Origin of the sequence: Enterococcus sp. AZ197 (genome assembly GCF_050556405.1) — a bacterium.
Classification (GTDB): domain Bacteria; phylum Bacillota; class Bacilli; order Lactobacillales; family Enterococcaceae; genus Enterococcus; species Enterococcus faecalis.
Genome location: NZ_CP187873.1, coordinates 2,617,494 through 2,642,308, shown reverse-complemented (window position 1 = coordinate 2,642,308; position 24,815 = coordinate 2,617,494). Strand labels below are relative to the sequence as shown.

Here is a 24,815-nt window from a genome sequence, read left to right as displayed (position 1 = left end):
TATTGCTCAAAACGTTAATTATTTGGAGTCGTTGCGAACATGTTCGCTTACCAATAGAATAATTGATTCCGATTTCAGCAAGTATCCTCATTCCGAATAACGCACTTACGCAAATGATACATTTCTTTTTAGTTGATTTCCTCATTTTGATCGCCGCTATTTCTTTTTTCTTTGAATTCATCATACGTTTTTGGGAGATATTTCTTTATTAACTTTTTCTCTCTTGCGTTTTGGAGGGAGTAAGTAGCGGTTTTTTGAGAGATTAGTATGTTTAAACTGAAGAGTTATTAAATAATTAAAGTATAGTAAATCAAAAAACAAATATAATAAATGAAATTTACGCCACTAATATTGCAACCCTAGCTTATTTATGCGATCCTAAATATAATAAAACTAACAAAATCAATTAGATTAGAGGGTTAAAATATATGAAAAAAGAAATTCACGTAGTAGGAGCAATCATAGTGGAGAAGGGGAAAGTTTTGTGTTGTCAAAGAGGACCTGAACGTGCATTAGCAAATCTTTGGGAATTTCCTGGTGGAAAAATCGAGAATGGTGAGACGAAAGTTCAAGCGCTTGAACGTGAATTGCAAGAAGAATTAAAAATAGAAGTAACGATCGTCAAGGAAGAGTATGCTTTTTGTCGATATGAGTATGATTTTGGTTTCGTTAATCTAACTACATTTATCTGTTATTTAGAATCAGGTGAACCTCAGTTGACAGAACATCTACAAATTAAATGGCTAACGCCAAATGAATTAAACCAACTTGAGTGGGCGCCTGCTGATATTCCTACTGTGGAAAAATTAGTAGAAAAAGGTGTGGGAACTGAACAAAATGGATAATTTAGAATTGGCGTTACAAAAGGCATTTATTAATAAGGAAGCTCTAGGTGACGAACTTACACCTAAATTTATTGTGAACAATCCCAAAAAACATGATTATTTATTGAATACATTGAGTAAAGATTTGAAAAGCTGTAAGACTTTTTTTATAGCCGTCGCATTTATAACACCTAGTGGTTTAAATGCAATAAAAACACAACTGGCTGATCTGGCTTTGCGTGGAATCTCTGGAAAAATTTTAACATCAACATACTTAAATTTTAATGATCCACACGTATTTCGAACATTGTTGAATATTCCAAATGTAGAAGTACGAGTTTCTAAAAAAGAAGGTTTTCATTCAAAAGGATATTTATTTGAGATGGAGGATTATCAAAGCTTCGTTATTGGTAGTTCAAACCTAACAATGTCTGCTTTGAAACTTAACTATGAGTGGAATGTTAGATTAACTTCAAGAGAGAATGGCGAGATGGTTTCTTCTATTCAAAAGCATCTCATTCAAGAATGGCATGAGGCACAGTCGTTAACCCTAGAATGGTTCGAAGCATTTGAAAAAAATTATCATCCTATTGTTAATAGAAAGATGTTAGTACAAGATGTTTCTGAAAACGAGTGTTTAGATACGCAATATATTTTGCCGAACTCTATGCAGAAAGAAGCGCTTAGAAGTTTAAAAGCGCTTAGAGAAACGGGCGCAACTAAGGGAATGATTGTTTCGGCGACTGGTACAGGGAAAACGTATCTAGCAGCATTTGATGTGCAGCAATTCCATCCTAAACGTGTATTATTTATTGTTCATAGTGAGCTAATTTTAATGAAAGCATTAGAATCATTCAAATTGATTTTAGGTGGAAAAGATGATGATTATGGTGTTTTATCAGGGAATTCTAAGAATTTTGATGCAAAATATCTATTTGGAACAATTCAAACAGTATCTAAAAGTGAATATCAAGAGCGTTTAGGAAAAGAAGCGTTTGACTATATTTTGATTGATGAAGTCCATAAAGCTGGAGCGAAATCTTATATTAAAGCCATTGAATTTTTCAATCCCAAGTTTTTATTGGGAATGACGGCTACACCTGAAAGAACAGATAATTTTAATATCTTTGAGCTATTTGATTATAATGTAGCGTATGAAATACGTTTGCAAGCCGCTTTAGAATTAGAACTGCTTTGTCCATTTTATTATTTTGGCGTAACTGATTATGAAAAAGATGGTGAAATCATTGATGAAACAACCGATTTAAAACGTTTGCTACAGGAAGAACGAGTTGATTTTTTAATAAAAAAAATTAACTATTATGGTTATTCGGGAGATAGTCCTCGAGGCTTGGTGTTTTGTAGTCGTAAAGACGAAGCAAGGCAGTTAGCAGAGATGTTTAACGATCGTGGAATTCCGAGTGCTTATTTATCAGGTGACCATAATTTTGATAAAAGAGAAAAGGAAATTAAGCGTTTAGATACTGGAGAGATTCATTATATCTTCACGGTTGATATTTTTAATGAAGGTATTGATATCCCTAAAGTAAATCAAGTAATTATGCTGCGAAATACGCAATCTAGTATTATTTTTATTCAGCAATTAGGTCGGGGGCTAAGAAAAGACCCATCAAAAGAATTTGTTACGGTAATTGATTTTATTGGTAATTATAAAAATAACTATATGATTCCTATGGCTTTATCTGGAGATAGTTCTCAAACTAAGAATAGTTTACGTCGCGATACAATTGATGTGACGTATATCAGTGGTTTATCTTCAATTAATTTTGAAAAAGTTGCTCGTGAACGTATCTTTAAATCAATTGATCAAGCTAAATTAGATGCGATGTCAGAACTAAAAGCTAGTTATTTTAAGTTGAAAAATCGGTTGAATAGGGTTCCTTACCTGAATGATTTTCAAGTGTTAGATGGCGTGGATCCATTGTTGATTATAGGTAAAGAAAAAACATACTATAATTTCTTGGAGAGGATTGGGGAAGCAGAAGCTAAATTAAGTGAAGAAGAAAACAGTGCACTAAAATTTGTTTCTGTAGAATTGCTATCAGGAATTCGCCCGCATGAACTTTATGTTATTGAAGAATTTTTAATGACAGATAAAGAACAGTTATCTTTAGAGGAAATCACAGCGCTGTTTGATACGTTTAACCTGACGTATACGACAGATACTCTAGCATCTGTTGTTAAAGTCTTAGATTTATCTTTTTACGAATCAACAATTAGAAAACGTTATTTGTTATCACAAATGTTTAAGATGAAAGAAAATTGTTTACAAATAACAGAAAAATTCAGAGAGTTTAAAAAGAATTCTTATTTCATCAATTTGATGTTAGATGTAATCCATACAGGGATTAACAAATCTATGGAGTATGATTTATCCCAACCGTTAAATTTATACAAAAAATATCGTCGTAAAGATGTTTTACGATTATTAAATATGAACTTTAATCAAAATGAACAAAGTATTGGTGGATATACAAACAGTAATAATCATTTTGCTATTTTTGTAACTTTGGATAAAGGCAAAGATTTTAAAGCTGCACGTATTGCTTATGAGGATGAATTTATTGATGAACGAACATTCCATTGGTATACAAAAGCGCCTAGAAATCTACGCTCGCCAGAAGTTCAACTTTTGCGGAATCCTGGGGAATATAAATTTCATTTATTTGTGAAACGGAAATATAATCAAAAAGAGAACGAAACAGATTTCTATTATCTAGGCGAAGTAGTCCCTCTTCAAGAAACTATCCAACAAGTCGAAAAACAAGACAAAGAGGGTAAGAAAAAAAGCGTCGTTAAACTAGACTTTACCTTAGAAACACCTGTAGAACCTAATATGTATGAATTTTTAACGCAGAACACAAACTAAAAAAGCCACTTTCCCCTGGAAAGTGGCTTTTCCCATCCCCCCTCACCGAGAAGACAAAATTTCATAAATCACATAGAGTTCCCAGTTGGAAATTTCTATTCGATAAAACTGTTCTAGGGTATAGAAAATGTTTTTAGCATTTTGGAAAAATGGTTTTTGGTTAATGGTTAGTTCCTCTAGGTTAGCAGGGATTTCATAGTCTTCAACGCCGAGCATTGTCCGCTCTACCATGAGCGCGTTGTGCATCATTAAGTTAAATTTCATTTTGCCGCTGAGTGTGAGGTCGAAGCGTTTTTCAATGTTTTTTGTAACGTTTTCGACTTGTTTAATAATGACGTCAGGATTTAGAAATTCTAGTTTTTCTGACAAGCCTTCTTTCGAGAAGAAGTGAACAAATTCGTTAATCATGCTATCGATGTTATTGGGATGCATCAAGTTTTGGAAAGGTTCCATCAACTGGGTTCCTGCATCTTCGTCTAACATGTCTAAGAGGTTCACGCTAGCAACATTCGTATGATTGTCTAAGTAGGACGTCGTCAAAATGAGCGAGGTTTCTTTTAAATAATTTTCTTCGGCGTTGGCAATGTCTAACGTGTTCACCAAATCTTTGTATTTTAGGGTAATGACTTTAATGTCAGTATACAGGTATTTTTGACAGATTTGTTTGATTTGCTTGGCAATATCCAGACCTGAAATACTAGAGACAATGATATTTTTTTCTACTGAAAAGCCTTCAAAGTACTGTACATCGGTTTTAAATTTTTTTTCAGCGGTTTTAGCAATACCATAGAAAAGTTGTTCGTTCATTAATTGATGACCAATTTCCAACGCATAGGCAGTGGTCAGGTTGTTGATCACCAAAAGTTCTCCAAGAATTTGCGGTTTCAAACTTTTATAAAGTTGTGTCAGGGAACCCATATCGACGAGCATAATGACGCCTTGTGATGTGTCCCGCTGAGAAAGCCACTCTTTAACTTCGGCGACGATATCTCTGACCGAAGAGGTTAAGGGCATGTTAATCGCATCAAAAATATAGGTACCACATAATTTGTTGGCAACGGCTTGAATACTTGTGGCAGTCGATTCACCATGCGCCACGAGGAGCGCTTGGTAAGGAATCGTTTCAGAAATTTCTCCGCTAAGTAATACAGATAAGAGTACCTCTGTCAAGAAACGGTATTCTTCTGGTAGCGGACTGACTAAGTTTTTCACGAGGGAAACCGTTCGCGGATAGTGTTCTTTTAACTGTGTTTGGACTGGAAGGAGCACTGTTTCGTTAAAAGTTGGCGGTAAAATTTTCAGCAATTTGGCAACATCTTTCATCGGTTTTTCAGTTTGTTCAGGTTGGTTAATAATTAGTTTGTTTTTGGTTTGGACTTCCGTGACTAGGTTTTGTAAAAAATAATCATTTTCTAAGGTTATTTCATCGTCTAAACAATATTTAATGAATTGTGTCAGTTCAGTTTTTAAGTGGGCCAGTGTTTTTTCTTTTGTAAATAAGGCTTCAAATGTTGCGAAAATATCGGAAGAAAGTGTGTCTTCTTCTAACACTTCTTTGTCTAAAGGAATCGCAATCATTGGTTGAGTCGCATCGCCAATGACGACGGGTTGATTGGGCAAAGTTTTTCGTAATTGCGACGCGCAAAGGAGCTGCACTTTGTTGGATAAACTTCCCACGTTGCCAGGTTCGTCATTTTCTAATAATGCCGTAAAGATTTCTTCGTCCACGTTGATGTCTTTGGTCATTCGTTTCGCTTCTCGGTGGAATAAGTTTTTTAAAATCGCAATCCGTTCTCGAATGGGGCGCTCTTTGAAGTTCGGAAGTGAGACGATTACGGAAATTCGGCGATAAAAGGTTGGTAATAAGACTTTTTTCGGGTTTTCGGTGGTCGCAAATAGTAGCCGGACCTTGGAATGCACCATTTTTCCTTCTTCACCAATAGGGCGGAAGGTTCCTGTATCCATAAACTGAAAGAGTTTTTCTTGGTTTTCGTTGGATAATCGATGTACTTCATCTAAAAAGAGTACGGAATTATTGGCTTGGGCCAAGAGTCCTTGCTTTTCTGATTCAGCTCCAGTAAATGCGCCTTTGGTATGGCCGAAGAGAATGGATGACAGTAATTCGGGATTGTTGGCATAATCGGCACAGTTAAAGGTGTAGAATTTTTCCAGGCCAATGATTTGTTCATTTTTCAGATACTCATAAATCAGCTTTGCCAAAAAGCTTTTGCCGACGCCACTGGCTCCATGGATTAATAAAGGCATACCCAATGGGGGATACAACATAGCGGCTTTGCATTGTTCGATGGCTTTTTTGGCGCTACCTTGGCTACCGATGTATTGTCGAAACACATCGGTCGTGGGGGTTGTTGCACGGGTTAATTGCCAATAAACGGGTTTTTTTCCCGTTTGTTGGACTTCACCTTTTTCCAATAATTTATTTAAGTATAAGCTGGTTACCGAGCGGCTTAATTGAATTTTTGTGGCAATTTCTTGTGTGCTCATCGGGGTGTTGCTGGTTTCTAAAATATCAACTAAGTGTTGGTAGGTCTCCAAGCGCATGATTCATCGTCCTTCCAAAAGAGAGGTCGGGACAGGGGTTGCTTCTGTTCCCGCCGTTTATCAGCTTTTAAGCCTGAGATAAAAATCACTTTGGATTTTTGTCTCAGGCTCTAAGTGTTTAATAATTAAATGTTTATTGTTTCAATTTTAACAGATGCCTAGTAATCCTAGCAAGATGCCTAAGAACATGATGCCAAACATCACTACGTTAACATTGACTTTTTTGCGTAATAGCCAGAAAGCAAGTAATGTCACGGCTAATGGTACGATACCGACGAATAGTTGATCCAAATAGTCTTGGATTTTAACTACGTCTTTGCTTCCTTTAACGGAAACTTCAAGAATCGTTTTGAATTTTACATTTGAAGCAGTCATACTGCCCATCATCATTAAGCCTAGCATACTTGATACTTTTGTGAGTATCTTCATTCCGCCTGATTCGTACATTTTTTGGATAAAACTTTCACCGATTGAATAGCCGCTATACAACGCATAATAGTGAATTAAGAACGCAGGAACGTTGTATAAAAGTAAGAAGACAATCGCCCCTAATGGCGAACCAGTGCTGGCTAATGAAATCCCAATACCGGCAGCAATAACACGTAAGATGCCCCAGAAGAAGGAATCACCGATGCCTGAAAGTGGCCCCATTAGTGAGGCTTTAACTGCTGTAATAGAGCTAGCATCAAAATTTTCGTCTTCACTGTTTTGTTTTTCCATCGAAGCAACGAGCCCCATAATGAAGTTATTGATATGCATGGTTGCATTGAACCAAGTGGTGTGACGCACCAATGCCTCGGCCCGTTCTTCCTTGGTTTTATAAAAACGATTGATAACTGGGAGTAAAGTGTACATGACACCCACTGCGTGGTATTGTGTAGCTCCTGTCCGGCTAGCGTTCATCGTCCAAGAACGCCAGAAAACAGAGCGCATCATTTTTTTCTCTTCTTTAGATAAATTCTCTTTTAACTTCATGCGAAAAAGTCCTCCTCTTCGATTTCTTTCGCGCTGCCTTCAACCGCAGAAGACGCCGCAGGTTTTCTTTTTAGAATGTCGCGAAATTCTACATCCCGTTGGGCACTCACGACACAAATTACTGTCCCGATGACCGCTACCGCAACGGCTGGTAATTGTAGGTACGCGGTTAAAACAAAGCCTAAAATGTAAAAGACGGCTAATTTATTATCCCATAACAGTTTCATTAACATAGCAAACCCAACGGCAGGTAAAAGTCCGCCAGCTGCGCTTAAGCCGTTCATCAAATTTTGTGGAATGCTTTCAACAAACAGATTTACTGGCCCGCTTCCTGCTAAAATTCCGATAAATGAAATCGAAGCGATGATTAAATAATAAATAATCCACGTTCCGTAATGCAGTGTCACAACCATTTTTTGGTTGCCTTCACGTGCTGCTTTGTCAAGAGAAGGAGCAAAGATATTCATAAAGACATTTTTTAAAAACATCACCACGAAAGCGGCTAACATCCCAATTGGTACGGCTAACGTCATGGCGGCTTTTTGTTCGACATTTGAAATAATTGCAAACGTTGTGGCTAAAGTAGTCGCAGTTACAGGTTCCGCTGCGATAACACCACCGATATTAACATTTCCTAAGAAAATTGCTTCTAAAGAGGCCCCCATTAAGACCCCTGTTTTCATGTCGCCCATTAAAATTCCTGTGACTAATCCAACGACTAAGGGACGTTCCATCATACTTTGACCAGTTAAATAATTCCCAGCAAAACAGATAAATACAGCTAAGGCTGCCATTGTTGCGTGCATAAGCATTGTTCATTTCCTCCTTTTAATTGACGGCTTGTTTTAGACTTAATTTTGAGTTGGTTGGCAGGACTTGGTTATAGCTTTCCACGTGAGTCAAACTGGCTAATTCTTTGGCAGCTTCTAACTCTTCAGGGTTTAATTGGACACTTGGGAAAACCATTGTTTTGGTGGCTGGATCTGATTTATCAAAGCGGCCAGCGTTGGCAACATTCACACTTTCAATATCTGTCACGTTTTTCGCAATTTTAGTAGCATCCGCTACACTGTTCACAATTACAAAAATTCGTTTGTCTTTGCCACGAGGATCATTAAAGACATCAATCGCATCATCGACTGAGCGAATTAATAGTTTCATGCCATTAGGGACAGCCATTTTTAACGTCATTTGCATTACTTCGTTTTTGGCTGCTTCATCATTCGCTACAACTAATAAGGGGGCATTCAATTCTTTGGTCCAAACTACGGCTACTTGGCCGTGAATTAATCTGTCGTCTACTCGTACTTGTGTAATCATTTTAATTTCCTCCTAAAAAAAGTTTTCTTCTTCATTTGATGGGTTTAATTCAACGAATTGAATTTGTGCTTCAGCAATTGCTGCTTGAATATCTTCTTTGGTTAGCTTTTCGCCTTCTTTTAAGAAAATCAGCGACAAGGCAATGGCTAAGTTGGCATTGGAAATGATAAAAACATTGTCTGGTTTTGTCGTCATGACTTCTTGAACAATTTTTTGATTGACACTACCACCATATAAATCTGTTAAAATAATAGCTTGTTCTTCTGCGCCAAGGGACTGAAGAAACGTTTGAATAATTGGCGTGTAGTCCTCAGGAGTCACATAGGCATTGATGACCGCCAGCTCTTTTCCTTTGTCTGCGAGAATATCCAAGGAACTTTGGAAGCCTTTCGCTAAGTTTCCGTGACTAGCAATTAAAAATTTTCTTTTCATTCTTTTCACCTCACTTTTATATAAAGCAAGTTCTGTGCCAAAAAAAGAGAACTCTAAATCCTTGATTTGAAAGGGTTTTAACGCTCTTGAAACTGTTTAAACAGTTTTGAATCAAAATAAACACGTTAATCGTTGGCTAGTTTGTTGTCGAAAAATAGCTAAGCAAAACTGTGAAATTTAATCAAAATAACCCCCGTTTTTATCGAGAAGTGTTACAATAATATTCATGAATATTTATACATTAAGGAGAGTTACGAATGACTGATGCTCTTGTGATACAAGATTTACGCAAAGTGTACGCTTCAGGTGTTGAAGCGTTGCGGGGGATTGATTTAACAGTCGAAGAAGGCGATTTTTATGCTCTTTTGGGACCGAATGGCGCAGGAAAATCAACGACGATTGGGATTGTGACCTCGTTAGTTAATAAGACTTCGGGGAAAGTCAAAATTTTTGGGTATGATTTAGATACGGAGATGGTGCGGGCGAAGCAACAGATTGGGTTAGTGCCGCAGGAGTTTAACTTCAATCCGTTTGAAACGGTCCAGCAGATTGTGGTCAATCAAGCGGGCTATTATGGGGTGTCTCGTAAAGAAGCCATGAAACGGAGTGAAAAGTATTTAAAACAATCCAATTTATGGGAAAAACGGAACGAGCGGGCTCGGATGCTTTCTGGCGGAATGAAACGTCGCTTGATGATTGCTCGCGCGCTGATGCATGAGCCGAAGTTATTGATTTTAGATGAACCAACTGCAGGTGTCGATATTGAATTGCGCCGTGAAATGTGGGCCTTTTTACAAGAGTTAAATGCGCAGGGAACCACGATTATTTTGACGACCCATTACTTAGAAGAAGCTGAGATGTTGTGTCGCAACATTGGGATTATTCAGTCTGGTGAATTGATTGAAAACACCAGCATGAAGCACTTGTTAGCAAAATTACAATTTGAAACGTTTATTTTTGATTTAGCACCTTATACGCAGGCGCCAGTTATTGAAGGCTATCAAAGCGTATTTGAGGACGAGTTAACGTTAGCGGTGGAAGTGGAACGAAACCAAGGAGTCAATCACTTGTTTGAACAGCTAAGTCAACAAGGAATCAAAGTATTGTCAATGCGGAATAAGTCCAACCGTTTGGAAGAGCTCTTCTTGAAGATTACCGAGGATACGTACCAAAGGGAGGATCAACATGTTTAGTCTGTATTTTACTGCTTTAAAAAGTTTAGCTGTGAAGGAAACCAACCGTTATTTACGAATTTGGGTCCAAACACTGGTACCGCCAGTGATTACGACGTCCTTATATTTTGTGATTTTTGGGAAAATGATTGGCGGGCGAATTGGCGATATGGGCGGTTTTTCTTATATGGAATTTATCGTGCCAGGTTTAATTATGATGTCAGCCATTACAAGCTCGTACGCCAATGTTTCATCTTCCTTTTTCTCACAAAAATTCCAGAAAAATATCGAAGAAATTCTCGTGGCGCCAGTTCCAACTCATGTGATTATTTGGGGATTTGTGATTGGTGGCGTTGGTCGTAGTATTTTGGTCGGTGCGTTAGTCACCATCATTTCTCTATTTTTTGTGCCATTGCACGTTGTTTCTTGGCTGATGGTCATCATGACTTTATTGATGACAGCGATTCTCTTTTCTTTAGCTGGTTTGTTAAATGGTATTTTTGCGCAATCCTATGATGATGTATCGATTGTGCCGACCTTTGTGTTACAGCCTTTAACCTATTTGGGTGGGGTTTTCTATGCCATTTCCATGTTGCCGCCATTTTGGCAAGCTGTCTCAAAAGTTAATCCGATTGTTTACATGATTTCTGGGTTCCGCTACGGTTTCCTAGGGGTTCAAGATGTGCCAATTGGTATTTCTATGACCATTTTAATCTTATTTATTGTCGTTTTATATGGCATTTGTTGGTACCTTGTAGAAACAGGGCGTGGTTTACGTAGTTAAGCCGTAAAAAGATTAAACTGTCTGAATCACTCATTCTAGCGAGCAGATTCAGACAGTTTTCTTGTTTCTAAGTATGCTTTTTTGATTCTTCGTGCATTTCCCTGTATAATAGCAATGTTTCGCACCAGAATATGTCGACAATTGTCGTTGAAAATAAAGAAAAAATCAGAAACGGAGTATATGAAGATGAGCAAGAATTTTTGGGCAACATTGCCAAAGCCCTTTTTTGTTTTAGCACCAATGGAAGATGTCACTGATGTGGTCTTTCGTCATGTCGTGAAAGAAGCTGGAGCACCAGATGTGTTTTTTACAGAGTTTACTAATTCAGATAGTTATTGTCATCCTGAAGGAAAAGACAGTGTGCGCGGGCGCCTCGTTTTTACAGAAGATGAACAGCCGATGGTGGCACATATTTGGGGGGATAAACCGGAATTTTTCCGTGAAATGAGTATCGGCGTAGCGGAGATGGGCTTTCAAGGATTAGATATAAATATGGGCTGTCCTGTGCCCAACGTGGCTGAGCGTGGAAAAGGCAGCGGGCTGATTTTGCGCCCAGAAGTCGCGGCTGAATTGATTGACGCCGCCAAAGCAGGTGGCTTACCTGTTAGTGTCAAAACACGCATTGGGTTTACTGAAATGGCGGAAATGGATGCGTGGATCACGCATTTATTAGAGCAAGACATTGCGAATCTATCCATTCATTTGCGAACACGAAAAGAGATGAGTAAAGTGGATGCCCATTGGGAGGTCATTCCGCAAATTATGGCTATTCGGGACCGTGTCGCACCGCAAACGACAATTACGATTAATGGGGATATTCCCGATCGTCAAAAGGGCCTAGAATTAGCAGAACAATATGGTGTAGATGGCATCATGATTGGTCGGGGGATTTTTAAAAATCCTTATGCCTTTGAAAAAGAACCCAAAACACATACGCCACAAGAATTACTGGGCTTGCTACGTTTACAATTGGATTTGCAAGACAAATATGCAGAATTGGTGCCCCGCTCCATTGTTGGGTTGCACCGCTTCTTCAAAATTTATGTCAAAGGCTTTCCAGGTGCCAGTGATTTAAGAGCACAATTAATGAATACAAAATCAACGGATGAAGTGCGCCAGTTGTTAGCGACGTTTGAAGCAGAACATGGTGTGCTTGACTAAATAAAAAAAGAGAGGAGCGTGGGACAAAAATCACTTTGGATTTTTGCTCCACGCTCAAAAACTGATAAACGGCGGGAACAGAAGCAACTCCTTCGGAAATAAGCCGAAATTCTCCAAAAATTAAAGAACAATTTTCGGAAATTTCTTCTTATTTCTCGGAGTTAAACACTTCTGTCCCGACCTCCTCTCTTTTGAATGCTTAATGCGCAATCATTTCTTGGGCAATTTCTTGTTTGCTTAAGTCGTTTGGATAATACGTTGGCCAGTTGTCCATTTCATTGAACAGACTTTCTTGGCTATCGCCGCCGAAGAAGATGTGGAAATGAGCGGCTTTCGTTGGTGCGATGTTGTGGTCGCTAAATTGGACGTATTTAAACCGCCCAGCATTGGCATCGTCTGTTTCAAAAAGGAAACGGACGCCACGGTTGCCTTTTGCATAGTTTAAAATTTTATAACCGGCTGCTTTATAGGTGAATTTTTGTGGTTTGCCATTGACCAGAAATTCAATGGTGGAATCAGTGATGTTGATGTGGTCGACATCGGTTTGATAGCCGGCATCATAGTAGGTTTTGTATTCGGCTGGTGTTTTATCTTTTTTCAGTTTCGCTTTGTAATCGAAGACTTGGTCTAATGTGCCATCTTTTAATAAAGGATAGACGGATTGCCAATTTCCAGCGTAATCTGTCAGTGTTCTCTCAGCCACCTCACTGTCTTTGAAATAGCCGTTAGCCACGGTTTTTTCTGTTTTTTCAGAGGTTTCTGGCTGAACCTCTTTCCCAGCTGTATCTGTTGTTTTTTTCAAAGCGGTTAAGTTTTCTTTCATTACAGAAAGATAATCTTCGCCATTGTCCATTTGTTTTTGTGTCAAACTTTCTAGCGGGTTTAGGACTTCCAATTGAACATTTGCTTCGTCAGCTAACGTTTTAGCAATTTTATCGTTGGCATTTTTTTCAAAATAAATATAGCGAATTTGATTGTCTGTGACATATTTTTTCAACTCTGCCAAGCGCCCTGCTGTTGGCTCTTGTTCAGGTGTTAAACCAGCTATTGGCACTTGTTTTAAGCCGTAATCTAAGGCAAGATAACCAAATGCAGCATGTTGGGTAACAAAACTTTTTTGCTTAGCGTCTTTCAAAGCTGTTTGGAACTCTTTGTCTAAGGCTGTTAATTTTGTTAAGTATTTTTCTGCGTTTGTTTCAAATGTTTTGGCTTTTTTAGGGTAAAGTTTGACTAATTGTTCTTTGATGTTTGTAACTTCTTGGATGGCACGATGGGGTGAAACCCAAGTATGCGGGTCTAATTCATGGTGGTGGCCTTCTTCGCCATGTTCGTGGTCATGGTCGTGTCCGTCTTCGTCACTGCCAGGAAGTAAGACCATGTTTTCGGTACCTTTAATGACGTTCGGGGCTCCTTTTTTCCAGCCTTTAGCAGCTTTTGGTACCCAAGATTCCATATTTTCATTGTGGTAAACGAAAACATCCGCATCATGGATGGTAGCCATATCTTTGGCGGATGGTTCATAATCGTGTGGTTCAGAACCAGCAGGGATTAACAATTTGACGTCTCCTTCATCGCCTACAATATTTTTAGTGAAATCGTACATAGGATAAAAAGTCGTGACAATGGATAGTTTTTCTTTACCGTCAGCGGTTTTATCAGAGGTGTTTGTTTTGCCGCAAGCGCCGAAAAGGATTAGCGATAAGGCGGCTAACAGGGGAAGAGTAAATTTTTTCATAGGTGTGCTCCTTTAGTGAATTACGCAATTTTCTTTTGTTTATTGCGCTTATGTTCTTTAATGATTTTAAGTGCGCGTTTTCGTGTTTTGATGTTGGGACTTTTCAGTCGACGATAAGCGCTAGATAAGTCAGTTTTTTCCATTATATATAGGACCTCCATTTCGTAAAAAATAATTTACGGAGTAGCTATTTTGTTGAGGGTTTGAAAGGTTTCTTGAATTTTTTTTGTCTCTAATTCTTTGCCAATCAGAACAATTGTCGTTTCTTGAGGGGGTTGATTCGTCATTTGAAAGGCCACTTGCTGGTTGACGCCTTGCATGGCAATGGCCAAGTCATGCTCCTGTAAGGCGAGAATCCCTTTGAAACGGTATAACTTTTCCTGATGCGTATACATTAACCAATCAAGCCAACGAGTGAAAAGAGGTTCGTTGATGGCTGAGGACGCCGTTAGCGTGAGGGAGTGAAAGGTATGGTGATGATGCTCGTGGGCGTGCTCATGCGGGGAATGAGTCATTTCGTGTTCTGTAAGTGTTGCCGTAAACTTATTTAATTGAAAAAAGTCACTAGCCAAAAGAGGCTCGTTGGCTTGAAAGGATAAAATATCAGCAAAAGGATTAATGGTACGAAGGGTTTCTTGGAACGTTGGTAGCTGAGTGCTGTCTGCTGGTTCCTTGACAGAAAAAAAGAGGCGATCTGCTAAGGCCAGTTGTTTGATGGCTTCGGATTCTTGAAGCTGTTGTTGCCAATGATGCCCATCAACGACCGTTAAGAGACTGTCTATATAGAAATGATTTTTGATGTGCGGGGTCGTTAAAATTGTTTGAATGATTGGTTGCGGATCAGCAATGCCCGTTGTTTCTAAAATGACTTGGGCAATGGGTTGTTGTTCTTCTTGATACACTTCTAAGATTGCTGATAAAGAGGCAAGAAGATCTCCTCGTAAGCTGCAGCACATGCAACCGTTATTTAATTGAATAATTCGTTCCGTGGTTTGTAAAAGTAATGCGTGGTCAACGCCTGTTTGACCAAATTCATTTTCAATAATAATAATTTCTTCTTTAGGAAACGGTGATTGCGCAAGCGCATGGTTAATTAAGGTTGTTTTTCCTGCGCCTAAAAAGCCAGAAACAATGGTGATTGGAATGCCCATCAAGTTTTCCTCCTGTTATTTGACTTCAGTGAAAAGTGCGCGGCGCCGTAATTTTGGTGAATATTTTTTCAGCTGTAATTTTTCTGGTGTATTTCGTTTGTTTTTACTTGTTAAGTAAAGGCGCTCGCCAGTTTCAGCGCAAGCTAACGTAATGGTTTGGCGCATAGTACCGTCCTCCAATTTGATTTTTTTAATTGCGTATAAAAGATAAAGGGGGCTGCGAGGTCAGCCCAAATGCGACTGTCCTCGCTAGTTGTCTTTATCGAAATAATGAGTTACCAGCTTGCTTTTTTGACGCCAGGAATCAAGCCTTGGTGAGCCAATTCACGGAAACGAATCCGAGACATGCCAAATTTACGCATGTAGCCACGTGGGCGCCCATCTGTTTGATCGCGGAGTTTTAAGCGACTTGGATGAGCATCTTTTGGCAATTTGCTAAGACCTTCATAATCGCCAGCTTCTTTTAAGGCTTGGCGAATAGGCGCATATTTTGCAATCATTGCTTGTTGTTTTTTTGCTTTAGCAATTTTTGATTTTTTAGCCATAAGGCACTTCCTTTCTTTTTGGATTTATAAAATCTAAATCGTAATGGTTACGATTTGAACGGAAGTATATTATCAGGTGTTGCGTTGTTTGTCAAGTGAGAATTTTGTTTTTTTTTAGGACTTGCTAAGTTGAGAAGTTAGAAATGTTTGTTTTAGCGCTGTTTTGTAGTATCTTTTAAGAAAGAGTAAAAAGGAGTGAAGATGGCAATGGTAGAACGTTTGACGATTATTCGTGGTGTGGAAAAATTTGAATTACAAACGAAAACAGCGCGCTGGGTGTTAGCAAAAGAAGAGGGATATTCGCCAGTTCAAATGCTCGTTTCGGCAATTGGCGCTTGTGGGGGATACGTGTATCAATCCGTTTTGGAAAATTCGCACATTCCCTTTGAGTTTGAAAAAATAGAAGTCACGTATTCAAGAGAAGTAGAGAGACGCGCACAACCATTAAAACAGGTGACGATTCTCTTTTATGTGTCTGTTCCAGAAGACTTTCAAGCACGGGCGACACGGTGTTTGAAGCTTGTCTCCCCAAACTGTCCAGTGATTCAATCATTGGCTGAAAGAATTACTGTCGAAGAAACAGTTGTATTTAAAAAGTAAACTATTAGAGACATTATCGTTACGAGCGCTTTTCCTTTTTTGGATGCCTCGTTTCTGAGAATGTCTTTTTTTAGAGGAGCGTGGGGAAATAGCTGTAGAAACAGGAAATTTTTAATTCATTTGTACAAAATAATACAGGCAAAAAACAGATAGTGTTTTTTTCACAAATAAAAAGGTTGCTTTTTTTTCTGTTTTAGTAGATGATGTAAGTAGTTACATCTCTGATATAACGCTGTTTTTCGAAACGTATGTTATTTTTTAATTCGTAATAGTTTTTTTAAATCGTTTCACAGAATTACTTTAATTGTTATACAGTTTTTTTAGTTGTTATAGTTTGTTTGTCGGCCTTTAGGAGGTAATCATGATTGAGTTAGTGAATGTGTCGAAAGTCTATCAAGAGACACACGCGTTAAAAAATATTCACTTTTCTGTCCAACCAGGAGAAATCGTTGGGATTGTTGGGAAAAGTGGCTCTGGCAAGTCCACGTTGTTACGTTTGTTGAATTTAATGGAACAACCGAGTGAAGGGGAGATTCGTATTGATGGCAGAAATGTTCAAACCTTTTCTAAAAAAGAAGTTCGCCAGCAGCAACAACAAATGGGGATGGTGTTTCAGCATTACAATTTGTTAGAAAATTTGAAAATTTATGATAATGTTGCGTTGCCTTTGAAACTTTTAAAAGAGAAACAGCCTGAAAAAATTGAGCGTTTATTAACGTTTGTTGATATGGCCCATAAGGCAGAAGCGTATCCTGCTCAGCTTTCTGGTGGGGAAAAACAGCGTGTCTCTATTGCTCGAGCGTTGAGCCGTAATCCAAAATGGTTATTATGTGACGAGGCAACGAGTTCATTAGATGAAGAAAATACAGAAAGTGTCGTTCGACTATTACATAAGACGCATCAGGAATTCCGACCGACTATTTTCTTTGTTAGTCACGAATTAGAAACCGTGAAGCGCTTATGTAATCGTATCTTAGTGATGGAAAAAGGTCAGTTAATTGGCGAATTTCTGAATAATCCTCAGCAATATGAGGAAGAACCGCTTTCCTATTTAGAAAAAGTGGAAAGGAGTTTGCGTCCATGACTTTTTCAGAAACCTTTGCCGAATATTGGCCATCTATGCTGATTGGTTTAAAAGAAACAGGGATTATGATGTCGATTTCGATGGCTATCTGTTTGCTTGTCGGCTTGCCTTTAGGATTAGGACTATTTTTGGCTAATCCGAAAGTCAAAGGGCATCAACCTTGGCTGTACTGGGTTTTAAATTTCATTGTAACTGTTATTCGCTCGTTTCCTTATTTATTATTTGTGATTGCGTTGATTCCAGTCACTCGTTCTGTTTTAGGAAAGGCGTTTGGCCCAATTCCTTCATCTGTGCCATTGAGTATTGTTGCGATCGCGATTTTTGCTCGCTTGGTTGAACAAGTGCTGTTGGATGTTCCAGAAGAAATTTATTTTTTAGCTAATTCGTTAGGTACCTCGAAAGTCCAATACATTTGGCACTTTTTATTGGTGGAAGCACGTAGCGGATTAGTCCTTGCTTACACAACCACGACAGTGAGTATGGTTTCATATTCCACGGTGATGGGTGTTGTTGGTGGCGGCGGGATTGGCGATTTTGCAGTTCGTGTCGGGTATCAACGGTATGAATACGGTATTATGTATGTTGCCATTGTGATTATGATTGCACTGGTCTTCATTTTACAAATGCTTGGGAACTTCATTGCCCAAAAACTAGACAAAAGAAAGTAGGAGGACAAAAGAATGAAGAAGTTTTATTTAGCAACATTCGCTGTTATTGCAACAGTCATTTTAGCTGCCTGTGGGGGAAATAAACAAGCAGATCAGAAAGAAGACAAGGAGATTACCGTGGCCGTGCAATTGGAATCTTCAAAAGATATCTTGGAGATTGCCAAGAAAGAAGCTGAGAAAAAAGGGTACAAAATTAACATTATGGAAGTGAGCGACAATGTTGCCTACAACGATGCCGTGCAACATGACGAAGCGGATGCTAATTTTGCGCAACATCAACCCTTCATGGAAATGTTTAACAAAGAGAAAAAAGCTGATTTAGTGGCTGTGCAACCGATTTATTATTTTGCTGGTGGTTTCTATTCAAAAGAATACCAAGATGCGAAAGATTTACCTGAAAATGCCAAAGTGGGGATTCCTAGCGATCCAACCAATGAAGGTCGTGCTTTAGCAATTTTAAATGCAAACGGCGTGATTAAATTAAAAGAAGGTGTCGGCTTTAACGGCACGGTGGCAGATGTCGTGGAAAATCCTAAAAACATCACTTTTGAAAGCATTGATTTACTGAATTTAGCTAAAGCCTATGATGAAAAAGACATCGCTATGGTGTTCTGCTACCCAGCCTACTTAGAACCTGCTGGTTTAACAACGAAAGATGCGATTTTGTTAGAAGATGAAGAAGCAAGTAAACATTACGCATTGCAAGTTGTGACACGTAAAGGCGAAAAAGATAGCGAAAAAATCAAGGTTTTAAAAGAAGCGATGACAACAAAAGAAGTTGCTGAATACATCAAGAAAAATTCTAAAGGTGCCAATATTCCTGCGTTTTAATGAATAGAAAAAATGAAGCTTCTTTTTTGAGAAGCTTCATTTTTTTCTTTTCCTTGATTTATAGTATAGTTAATAGGAAGGAGGTGCCGGTGTGGTCGAATTATTTATTTTAATGATGGAACGGGTAGGCTTAATTATTTTACTGGCCTTTCTTTTAGTGAATGTGCCTTATTTTAAGCGTGTTTTATTAAGTCGTGAAAAAATGTCTTCAAAAGTTCAGTTGATTTTGATTTTTGGTTTATTTGCTATTATTTCTAATTTTACAGGTATCGAAATCGCTAAGAATCAGATTGTCCCCAATAATTTACTAACCTATTTAAGCAGCAATGCTTCCATTGCGAATACGCGTACGTTAGTAATTGGCGTTTCTGGATTAGTAGGTGGTCCGATTGTCGGCAGTACGGTTGGTTTAATTGCTGGCTTTCATCGGGTTATTCAAGGTGGAGGGCATAGTTTCTTTTATGTGCCTGCTTCTTTAATTGTTGGCTTAATTGCCGGTTTTTTAGGGAGCCGCATGGCAAAGCAAACCGTTTTTCCGTCTGCCGGCTTTTCTGCCATTGTCGGAGCGTGCATGGAAATGATTCAGATGATTTTTATTTTCTTTTTCAGCGGTGATCTAGCGGATGGAGCCACGTTGGTTCGTTTTATTGCGCTGCCGATGATTTTGTTAAATAGCGTAGGAACGTTTATTTTTATGTCGATTCTAACAACGACATTGAAACAAGAAGAGCAGGCCAAAGCGGTTCAGACGCACGATGTTTTGGAATTAGCAGCGGAAACACTGCCATATTTTCGAGAAGGCCTCAATAAAAATTCCAGCAAAAAAGTTGCGGAGATTATTAAGCATTATACAAAAGTCAGTGCGATTAGCATGACAAACAGTCATCAAATTTTAGCTCATGTTGGCGCAGGAAGCGATCATCATATTCCAGAGCTAGAAGTCATTACGGAGCTTTCTCGGGAAGTGTTACGGACGGGCCGAATGACCATCGCACATGCCAAAGAAGAAGTTGGTTGTTCGGACCCTAATTGTCCGTTGCAAGCGGCGATTGTGATTCCATTATTTTCCCATCAGCAAATTGTTGGCACCTTAAAAATGTACTTTACGGATCCAGCGCAATTAACACATGTCGAGGAACAGTTAGCAGAAGGTCTTGGGACAATTTTTTCTTCACAAATTGAATTAGGGGAAGCGGAAGTACAATCAAAATTACTTAAAGAAGCTGAAATTAAATCCTTGCAAGCGCAAGTGAACCCGCATTTCTTCTTTAATGCCATCAATACTATTTCCGCATTAATGCGGAAAGACAGTGAAAAAGCGCGGAAACTATTGCTTCAATTAAGTAAATACTTTCGAGGCAACTTACAGGGAGCCGTGCAAACTACGATCCCAGTTTCACAAGAACTAGAGCAAGTAAAAGCCTATTTGTCATTAGAACAAGCACGGTTTCCGAATCGTTATCAAGTAACATTTGACGTGGAAGAAGCGGTTGCTTCAGAAAAAGTACCGCCGTATGCGATTCAGGTGTTAGTGGAAAATACCATCAAGCATGCATTTGGCAGCCGGAAGGAGAACAATCAAGTTCGGGTAGTGGTCAAAGCAAAACAACACAAATTACATGTGGATGTGTATGACAATGGGCAAGGGATTCCTGAAGAACGCCGCTTGCTATTAGGAAAGACGACAGTGACTTCGGAAAAAGGCACCGGCACGGCACTGGAAAATCTGTCCCGCAGAATGGCGAACCTTTATGGATCAGAAGGTTGTTTTTTAATTGAAAATTTAGAGACAGGCGGGAGCCATGTTCATTTAGAAATCCCGATGGAACAGGAGGAATTAGATGCACGTATTAATCGTTGATGATGAGCCCTTAGCACGAGAAGAATTGAGCTATCTTGTTTCCCAACATCCGCAAGTGACGAGCGTTGCAGAAGCGGATTCTGTGGCGGAGGCAATGGAAGAGATGATGGATCAAAAGCCAGATTTGTTATTTTTAGATATTCATTTGACCGATGAAAGCGGGTTTGATTTAGCGGAAAAATTAACCCATCTTAAAAAAGCGCCCTACTTGGTCTTTGCAACCGCCTATGATCAATATGCGTTAAAGGCCTTTCAAGTGAATGCAAAAGATTATATTTTGAAACCTTTTGAAGAAGAAAAAATAACACAAGTCATTGAAAAAGCATCGAAAGAAATGGGTCAAGCTGTCCCAGAAAACACTGCCGAAAAAGGACCAAAATCTGAAGCAATACCTATTCAAGGGGAAGACCGCATTTATCTTGTGGCGCCAGAAGATATTTACCTCGTTTCTGTCGAAGAACGGCAACTGAGCATTTTTGTGGATCAACAGGTCTATAAGATGACAGGGACCCTCAACAGTATCGAACAAAAATTACCTGCCACGCTCTTTATTAAAACGCATCGAAGTTTCATCTTGAATCGAACAAAAATTCAAGAAATTCAGCCGTGGTTTAATAACACGTTGCAAGTAATTTTAACCAACGGCTCAAAAGTACCTGTTAGCCGTTCATACGTCAAAGAATTTAAAGAAAAACTTGGCTTAAGTTAAAAAATCACCACTTGAAATGTCGAATGCATTTCAAGTGGTGATTTTTGCATTTGGTGAAGAAATTCTGGCATTTCATGAAAAAAAGCCCTTAAAAAAACGTTTTCTTTATATACTTAACCCATAGAAAACAGAGAAAAGGGAGCGAAGAAGAATGGAAAAGAAAGTATATTCATTTTTACAACAAGCAGCAGTTTTTGCCATTATTATGTTAATCGCCAACGGCTTGGCGTTCATTTCCCCAATACCAATGCCTGCTTCAGTAATTGGCATGGTGTTATTGTTCATTGGTTTATGTACAAAAGTTGTTAAATTGGAGCAAGTGGAAGGGCTAGGTAATAGCTTATCAACGGTTATTACATTTTTATTTGTTCCTTCAGGGATTTCCTTAGTTAATTCTTTAGGGATTATGCAACAATTTGGCGTTCAAATTGTTTTTGTTATTTTAGTAGCAACATTAGCGTTACTAGCAACAACTGGTTGGACGGGCGCCTTTTTATTGCATATGAAAGATGCTCGAAAAGAAAAAGAACCCGCAGCAACGAAGAAAGCGAAAGGAGAGGTTCGCGCATGAATCCGTATGTTGGCATTATTATTTCATTAGCTGTATTTGGCATAGGTACTTGGTTGTTTAAAAAAAGTAAAGGTTTCTTCTTATTTACGCCATTATTCGTTGCGATGATTTTAGGCGTTGTCGTTTTAAAAGTAACAGGAATTAGTTACGAGCAATACAATGAAGGTGGCAAATATATCAGCTTCTTTCTAGAGCCTGCGACAGTAGCGTTTGCGATTCCTTTATATAAAAAGAGAGACGTGTTGAAAAACTATTGGTTAGAAATTTTAACGGCGTTAACAATTGGTTCTTTTGGTTCGTTAGTGGCTGTTTATTTTGCAGGAAAAGTGATTGGCATGGATAATCATTTAGTGGCCTCAATCTTACCACAAGCAGCTACAACAGCGATTGCCGTACCTATTTCTCAAACTGTTGGCGGCATTGCTTCCATTACGGCGTTTACTGTAATCTTCAATGGTGTACTAACCTATGCCTTGGGCCGAATTGCATTGAAATGGTTTAAAATTAACAATCCAATCGCCAAAGGTTTAGCTTTAGGTGCGGCCGGACATGCCCTAGGTGTGGCAGTTGGCATGGAAATGGGCGAAACAGAGGCTGCTATGGCTAGTATTTCTGTCGTAGTGGTTGGTGTAGTTACTGTTTTAGTAGTTCCTTTCTTTGCAACGGTCATTGGTCTATAAAAAAGTGGGATTCCTCACTTTTTTATGAGTAGCTAATTTCTATCAGCTAGCAGTCTCTGCTTATTCTGTTCCCGCCGTTTATCAATTTTTAAGCCTGGGACAAAAATCCAAAGTGATTTTTGTCCCAGGCTCTTTTGTGTTGTTCACAGGATTTTTTGAGTATAGATAGGGCGCATGGAAGGATTGACCAGTCTTTTTATAGAATGGTTGCTCCTAAAGTTTGTTTAAAGTGGCGTAATGCCCATTCATGTCCTTGTTCATCAAAACTAGCAACGGCATTCTCGGGAATCATTAATTGATAGCCTAAATTATAGGCATCGACAGCCGTATGCAACACGCAAATATCTGTACAAACACCAGTTAAACAAAGCTCTGTAATTCCTCGTTCTCGTAATCGAATGTCCAAATCTGTACCACTAAAAGCAGAATAGTGTCGTTTGTCCATCCAATAAACGCTTGCCTCATTTTTGTGAGCTTGATAAAAATCATCTAGCGAGCCAAACAGATTACGCCCGTCAGTTCCTAAGACATTGTGGGGCGGGAAAAGTTTATTTTCAGGATGATAGCGATCTAGGGGGTCATGCCCATCAATGGCAAAAACCACAAAATCGCCATTGTCAAAATAGTGCTTTGTTTGTTGAACAAGGGCCGTTTCAATAGCTTGTCCAGCGGCACCAGTGGTTAGTTTTCCGTCTGTGGCGACAAAATCATTCGTATAATCAATGGAAATCAGAGCTTTCATTTGGCAACCTCCTAAAGGTTAAAGTCATTTTGTTCATTTTACAGCTTTTAAGAAAGCATTTCAAATGATAAAAGTACATCAAATTCTAAAAAAGCTGTTTCAAAATAAACGCTTTGGCTAAAAAACATGCTATAATTTTGCTACAAATTAAAGCAGGTGAATAGAGTGAAAAGAAAAATCGTACGTTTTATCCTTTGGTTGTTAGGAATCATTGTGGTTATTTGCTTAGGTGTGTTTCTCGCCTTTCAATTATCCCCTAAGCCAGGCGCTTGGGTCATCAACCAGTTATTCGCAGGCGAAGTTGAAATAAAAGATTCAGCTTCCTATGATAAAGCATTACCCAATGTCCAATTGCAAGAAAATCAAACATACCCTTCTTCAAGAAAAAAGAATACCTTTGATTTGTATTATCCCCAAACGTCAAAACAAGCGGTACCAGTCGTTTTATGGGTCCATGGTGGTGGCTATGTGGGAGGAGATAAGTCTGGGATGAAAGAGTTTGCGACACGTTTAGTGGCTGATTCCTCAGTTGCCTTTATTTCAATGAATTATGAATTAGCACCAGACGCACCTTATCCAAGCCAGCTCCAGCAGGTCGATGAACTTGTTCAATTTTTATTAGAAAAGAAACAAGCATATCCCATGTTAGATTTATCTAAGCTTTTTATTGGCGGGGACAGTGCGGGTGCACAGATTGCTCTACAATATGCAACAGTTCAAACCAATGCCAACTATGCCAAAGAACTAGGGATGACTGCAGCATTGCCGGCTAGCCATTTAAAAGGCACGCTCTCGTATTGTGGTCCGGTGGATTTGAAACAAATGGCCAACCAACAAAGTGATAATCGTTTTATGAAATTTTTCGTTAAAACAGTGGCTTGGTCCTTGCTCGGCACTAAAGACTGGCAGACGAGTGCAGAACTGCAAGAAGTGAGTTTAGTGGATAAAGCCACCAAAGAATTTCCCCCGACGTATCTAACAGATGGCAATAGCTTTTCATTCCAAGAGCAAGGACTAGCCTTGGTTCAGCGGTTAAAAACTTTAAATGTTCCAGTTTCAGCTCTCTTTTTCAAAGATAAGAAAGCAACGATCACCCACGAATATCAATTCGACTATCAAACAAAAGAAGCTAAACAATGTTACCAAGAAACAGTCCAGTTTGTGAATACGTATAAATAAACAGAGGCCTTAGAAATATTTCTAAGGCCTCTGTTTATTTATTTTTGTCATTTTTTCAGCTGAGAAATATGTATAAATTAAACAAAAATGTTTATTTAATGATGTTTACATGAGAAAAAATCCGTGCTATACTACGAACTCGTTTGTTAATTTTAATGTTAAAAACAACGTTTTTGTTATTTTTGTGAACAAATTAACATTTTTATCTTACAAAAACAGCAAAAAATTCGTTTAGTTAACAAAAAGAAAATTAAAAAATAAATTTTTTTTTTGAAATTAAGAAAATATCTTTAAAAAAATCAGAAGAAAACTTCGTATACTTGAGCCATAGGTTGGTTG

At 38.6% G+C, this 24,815-nt stretch carries 25 protein-coding genes; 14 read left to right on the top strand and 11 right to left on the bottom strand.

Features of this window, described 5'->3' with window-relative positions; genetic code table 11:
• The first annotated feature begins 428 nt into the window (after window positions 1–428).
• Together IGK82_RS12720 and IGK82_RS12715 are read left to right on the top strand one after the other, a co-directional pair.
• On the top strand, window positions 429–845 hold the full coding sequence (locus tag IGK82_RS12720) for a (deoxy)nucleoside triphosphate pyrophosphohydrolase (RefSeq protein ID WP_002401151.1): 417 nt from the start codon (window positions 429–431) through the stop codon (window positions 843–845).
• Window positions 838–3,714, top strand: a complete 2,877-nt coding sequence (locus IGK82_RS12715) for a DUF3427 domain-containing protein (protein WP_016622563.1) — start codon at window positions 838–840, stop codon at window positions 3,712–3,714. The genes IGK82_RS12720 and IGK82_RS12715 overlap by 8 nt, the downstream gene beginning before the upstream one ends.
• 42 nt (window positions 3,715–3,756) lie before the next feature.
• Here IGK82_RS12715 and IGK82_RS12710 read toward each other — a convergent pair whose 3' ends face one another.
• From IGK82_RS12710 to IGK82_RS12690, 5 genes are all read right to left on the bottom strand, one after another.
• On the bottom strand, window positions 3,757–6,276 hold the full coding sequence (locus IGK82_RS12710) for a sigma 54-interacting transcriptional regulator (RefSeq protein ID WP_002381047.1): 2,520 nt from the start codon (window positions 6,274–6,276) through the stop codon (window positions 3,757–3,759).
• A 147-nt stretch (window positions 6,277–6,423) separates the two neighbouring features.
• A complete protein-coding gene (locus IGK82_RS12705; protein WP_002354796.1) occupies window positions 6,424–7,251 on the bottom strand; it encodes a PTS system mannose/fructose/sorbose family transporter subunit IID in 828 nt (275 codons plus the stop codon).
• A complete protein-coding gene (locus tag IGK82_RS12700) occupies window positions 7,248–8,063 on the bottom strand; it encodes a PTS mannose/fructose/sorbose/N-acetylgalactosamine transporter subunit IIC (RefSeq protein ID WP_002365419.1) in 816 nt (271 codons plus the stop codon). Before IGK82_RS12700 ends, IGK82_RS12705 begins: the two co-directional genes overlap by 4 nt.
• A 16-nt stretch (window positions 8,064–8,079) precedes the next feature.
• The gene (locus tag IGK82_RS12695; RefSeq protein ID WP_002354800.1) at window positions 8,080–8,571 is read right to left on the bottom strand and encodes a PTS system mannose/fructose/N-acetylgalactosamine-transporter subunit IIB; all 492 of its coding nucleotides are present in this window, start codon (window positions 8,569–8,571) and stop codon (window positions 8,080–8,082) included.
• 12 nt (window positions 8,572–8,583) lie between these two features.
• A complete protein-coding gene (locus IGK82_RS12690) occupies window positions 8,584–9,003 on the bottom strand; it encodes a PTS sugar transporter subunit IIA (RefSeq protein WP_002354802.1) in 420 nt (139 codons plus the stop codon).
• A gap of 257 nt (window positions 9,004–9,260) precedes the next feature.
• Here IGK82_RS12690 and IGK82_RS12685 point away from each other — a divergent pair, with 257 nt between their 5' ends.
• The 3 genes from IGK82_RS12685 (at window position 9,261) to IGK82_RS12675 (ending at window position 12,120) form a co-directional block, all read left to right on the top strand.
• Window positions 9,261–10,196 carry an ABC transporter ATP-binding protein gene (locus tag IGK82_RS12685; RefSeq protein ID WP_002354809.1) on the top strand — a complete coding sequence of 312 codons (936 nt, stop codon included), beginning with the start codon at window positions 9,261–9,263 and terminating at the stop codon, window positions 10,194–10,196.
• A complete protein-coding gene (locus IGK82_RS12680) occupies window positions 10,189–10,959 on the top strand; it encodes an ABC transporter permease (protein ID WP_002354811.1) in 771 nt (256 codons plus the stop codon). The genes IGK82_RS12685 and IGK82_RS12680 overlap by 8 nt, the downstream gene beginning before the upstream one ends.
• A gap of 186 nt (window positions 10,960–11,145) precedes the next feature.
• Window positions 11,146–12,120: a tRNA dihydrouridine synthase gene (locus IGK82_RS12675; protein WP_010710860.1), complete on the top strand. Its 975-nt coding sequence runs from the start codon at window positions 11,146–11,148 to the stop codon at window positions 12,118–12,120.
• A 199-nt stretch (window positions 12,121–12,319) separates the two neighbouring features.
• Here the strand turns inward: IGK82_RS12675 and IGK82_RS12670 are convergent, their stop codons facing one another.
• The 5 genes from IGK82_RS12670 to rpsN all read right to left on the bottom strand — a co-directional run bounded on the left by IGK82_RS12670 (window position 12,320) and on the right by rpsN (window position 15,551).
• Window positions 12,320–13,855, bottom strand: coding sequence for a zinc ABC transporter substrate-binding protein AdcA (locus IGK82_RS12670; protein WP_002398929.1), 1,536 nt, complete (start codon window positions 13,853–13,855; stop codon window positions 12,320–12,322).
• Between the two features lie 20 nt (window positions 13,856–13,875).
• Entirely contained in the window at window positions 13,876–13,998 is a 123-nt protein-coding gene (locus IGK82_RS12665; protein ID WP_002383181.1) for a putative metal homeostasis protein, read from the bottom strand.
• Between the two features lie 33 nt (window positions 13,999–14,031).
• Entirely contained in the window at window positions 14,032–15,006 is a 975-nt protein-coding gene (locus IGK82_RS12660) for a CobW family GTP-binding protein (protein WP_016622566.1), read from the bottom strand.
• 15 nt (window positions 15,007–15,021) lie between these two features.
• Window positions 15,022–15,171, bottom strand: a complete 150-nt coding sequence (gene rpmG, locus IGK82_RS12655; RefSeq protein WP_002354818.1) for a 50S ribosomal protein L33 — start codon at window positions 15,169–15,171, stop codon at window positions 15,022–15,024.
• 110 nt (window positions 15,172–15,281) lie between these two features.
• Window positions 15,282–15,551 carry a 30S ribosomal protein S14 gene (gene rpsN / locus IGK82_RS12650; protein ID WP_002354822.1) on the bottom strand — a complete coding sequence of 90 codons (270 nt, stop codon included), beginning with the start codon at window positions 15,549–15,551 and terminating at the stop codon, window positions 15,282–15,284.
• Between the two features lie 201 nt (window positions 15,552–15,752).
• On the opposite strand from rpsN, the gene IGK82_RS12645 reads away from it, so the two are divergent.
• The 8 genes from IGK82_RS12645 to lrgB all read left to right on the top strand — a co-directional run bounded on the left by IGK82_RS12645 (window position 15,753) and on the right by lrgB (window position 22,555).
• Complete coding sequence (locus tag IGK82_RS12645) at window positions 15,753–16,151, top strand: OsmC family protein (RefSeq protein ID WP_002385154.1); 399 nt, start codon at window positions 15,753–15,755, stop codon at window positions 16,149–16,151.
• Between the two features lie 361 nt (window positions 16,152–16,512).
• A complete protein-coding gene (locus tag IGK82_RS12640; protein ID WP_002354824.1) occupies window positions 16,513–17,235 on the top strand; it encodes a methionine ABC transporter ATP-binding protein in 723 nt (240 codons plus the stop codon).
• On the top strand, window positions 17,232–17,903 hold the full coding sequence (locus IGK82_RS12635) for a methionine ABC transporter permease (protein WP_002354825.1): 672 nt from the start codon (window positions 17,232–17,234) through the stop codon (window positions 17,901–17,903). Before IGK82_RS12640 ends, IGK82_RS12635 begins: the two co-directional genes overlap by 4 nt.
• A gap of 12 nt (window positions 17,904–17,915) precedes the next feature.
• Window positions 17,916–18,734 carry a MetQ/NlpA family ABC transporter substrate-binding protein gene (locus IGK82_RS12630; RefSeq protein WP_002354826.1) on the top strand — a complete coding sequence of 273 codons (819 nt, stop codon included), beginning with the start codon at window positions 17,916–17,918 and terminating at the stop codon, window positions 18,732–18,734.
• Between the two features lie 91 nt (window positions 18,735–18,825).
• Entirely contained in the window at window positions 18,826–20,595 is a 1,770-nt protein-coding gene (locus IGK82_RS12625) for a sensor histidine kinase (RefSeq protein WP_002360969.1), read from the top strand.
• Window positions 20,576–21,304 (top strand): LytR/AlgR family response regulator transcription factor, encoded by a 729-nt coding sequence (locus IGK82_RS12620; RefSeq protein WP_002367483.1) that lies wholly within the window; start codon window positions 20,576–20,578, stop codon window positions 21,302–21,304. The genes IGK82_RS12625 and IGK82_RS12620 overlap by 20 nt, the downstream gene beginning before the upstream one ends.
• Window positions 21,305–21,455: 151 nt before the next feature.
• Complete coding sequence (gene lrgA, locus IGK82_RS12615; RefSeq protein WP_002354829.1) at window positions 21,456–21,875, top strand: antiholin-like murein hydrolase modulator LrgA; 420 nt, start codon at window positions 21,456–21,458, stop codon at window positions 21,873–21,875.
• Entirely contained in the window at window positions 21,872–22,555 is a 684-nt protein-coding gene (gene lrgB / locus IGK82_RS12610) for an antiholin-like protein LrgB (protein ID WP_002372721.1), read from the top strand. The genes lrgA and lrgB overlap by 4 nt, the downstream gene beginning before the upstream one ends.
• A gap of 196 nt (window positions 22,556–22,751) precedes the next feature.
• Here the strand turns inward: lrgB and IGK82_RS12605 are convergent, their stop codons facing one another.
• Window positions 22,752–23,297, bottom strand: a complete 546-nt coding sequence (locus IGK82_RS12605; RefSeq protein WP_016622570.1) for a cysteine hydrolase family protein — start codon at window positions 23,295–23,297, stop codon at window positions 22,752–22,754.
• 165 nt (window positions 23,298–23,462) lie between these two features.
• On the opposite strand from IGK82_RS12605, the gene IGK82_RS12600 reads away from it, so the two are divergent.
• On the top strand, window positions 23,463–24,476 hold the full coding sequence (locus tag IGK82_RS12600) for an alpha/beta hydrolase (protein WP_002392705.1): 1,014 nt from the start codon (window positions 23,463–23,465) through the stop codon (window positions 24,474–24,476).
• Window positions 24,477–24,815: the final 339 nt, after the last annotated feature.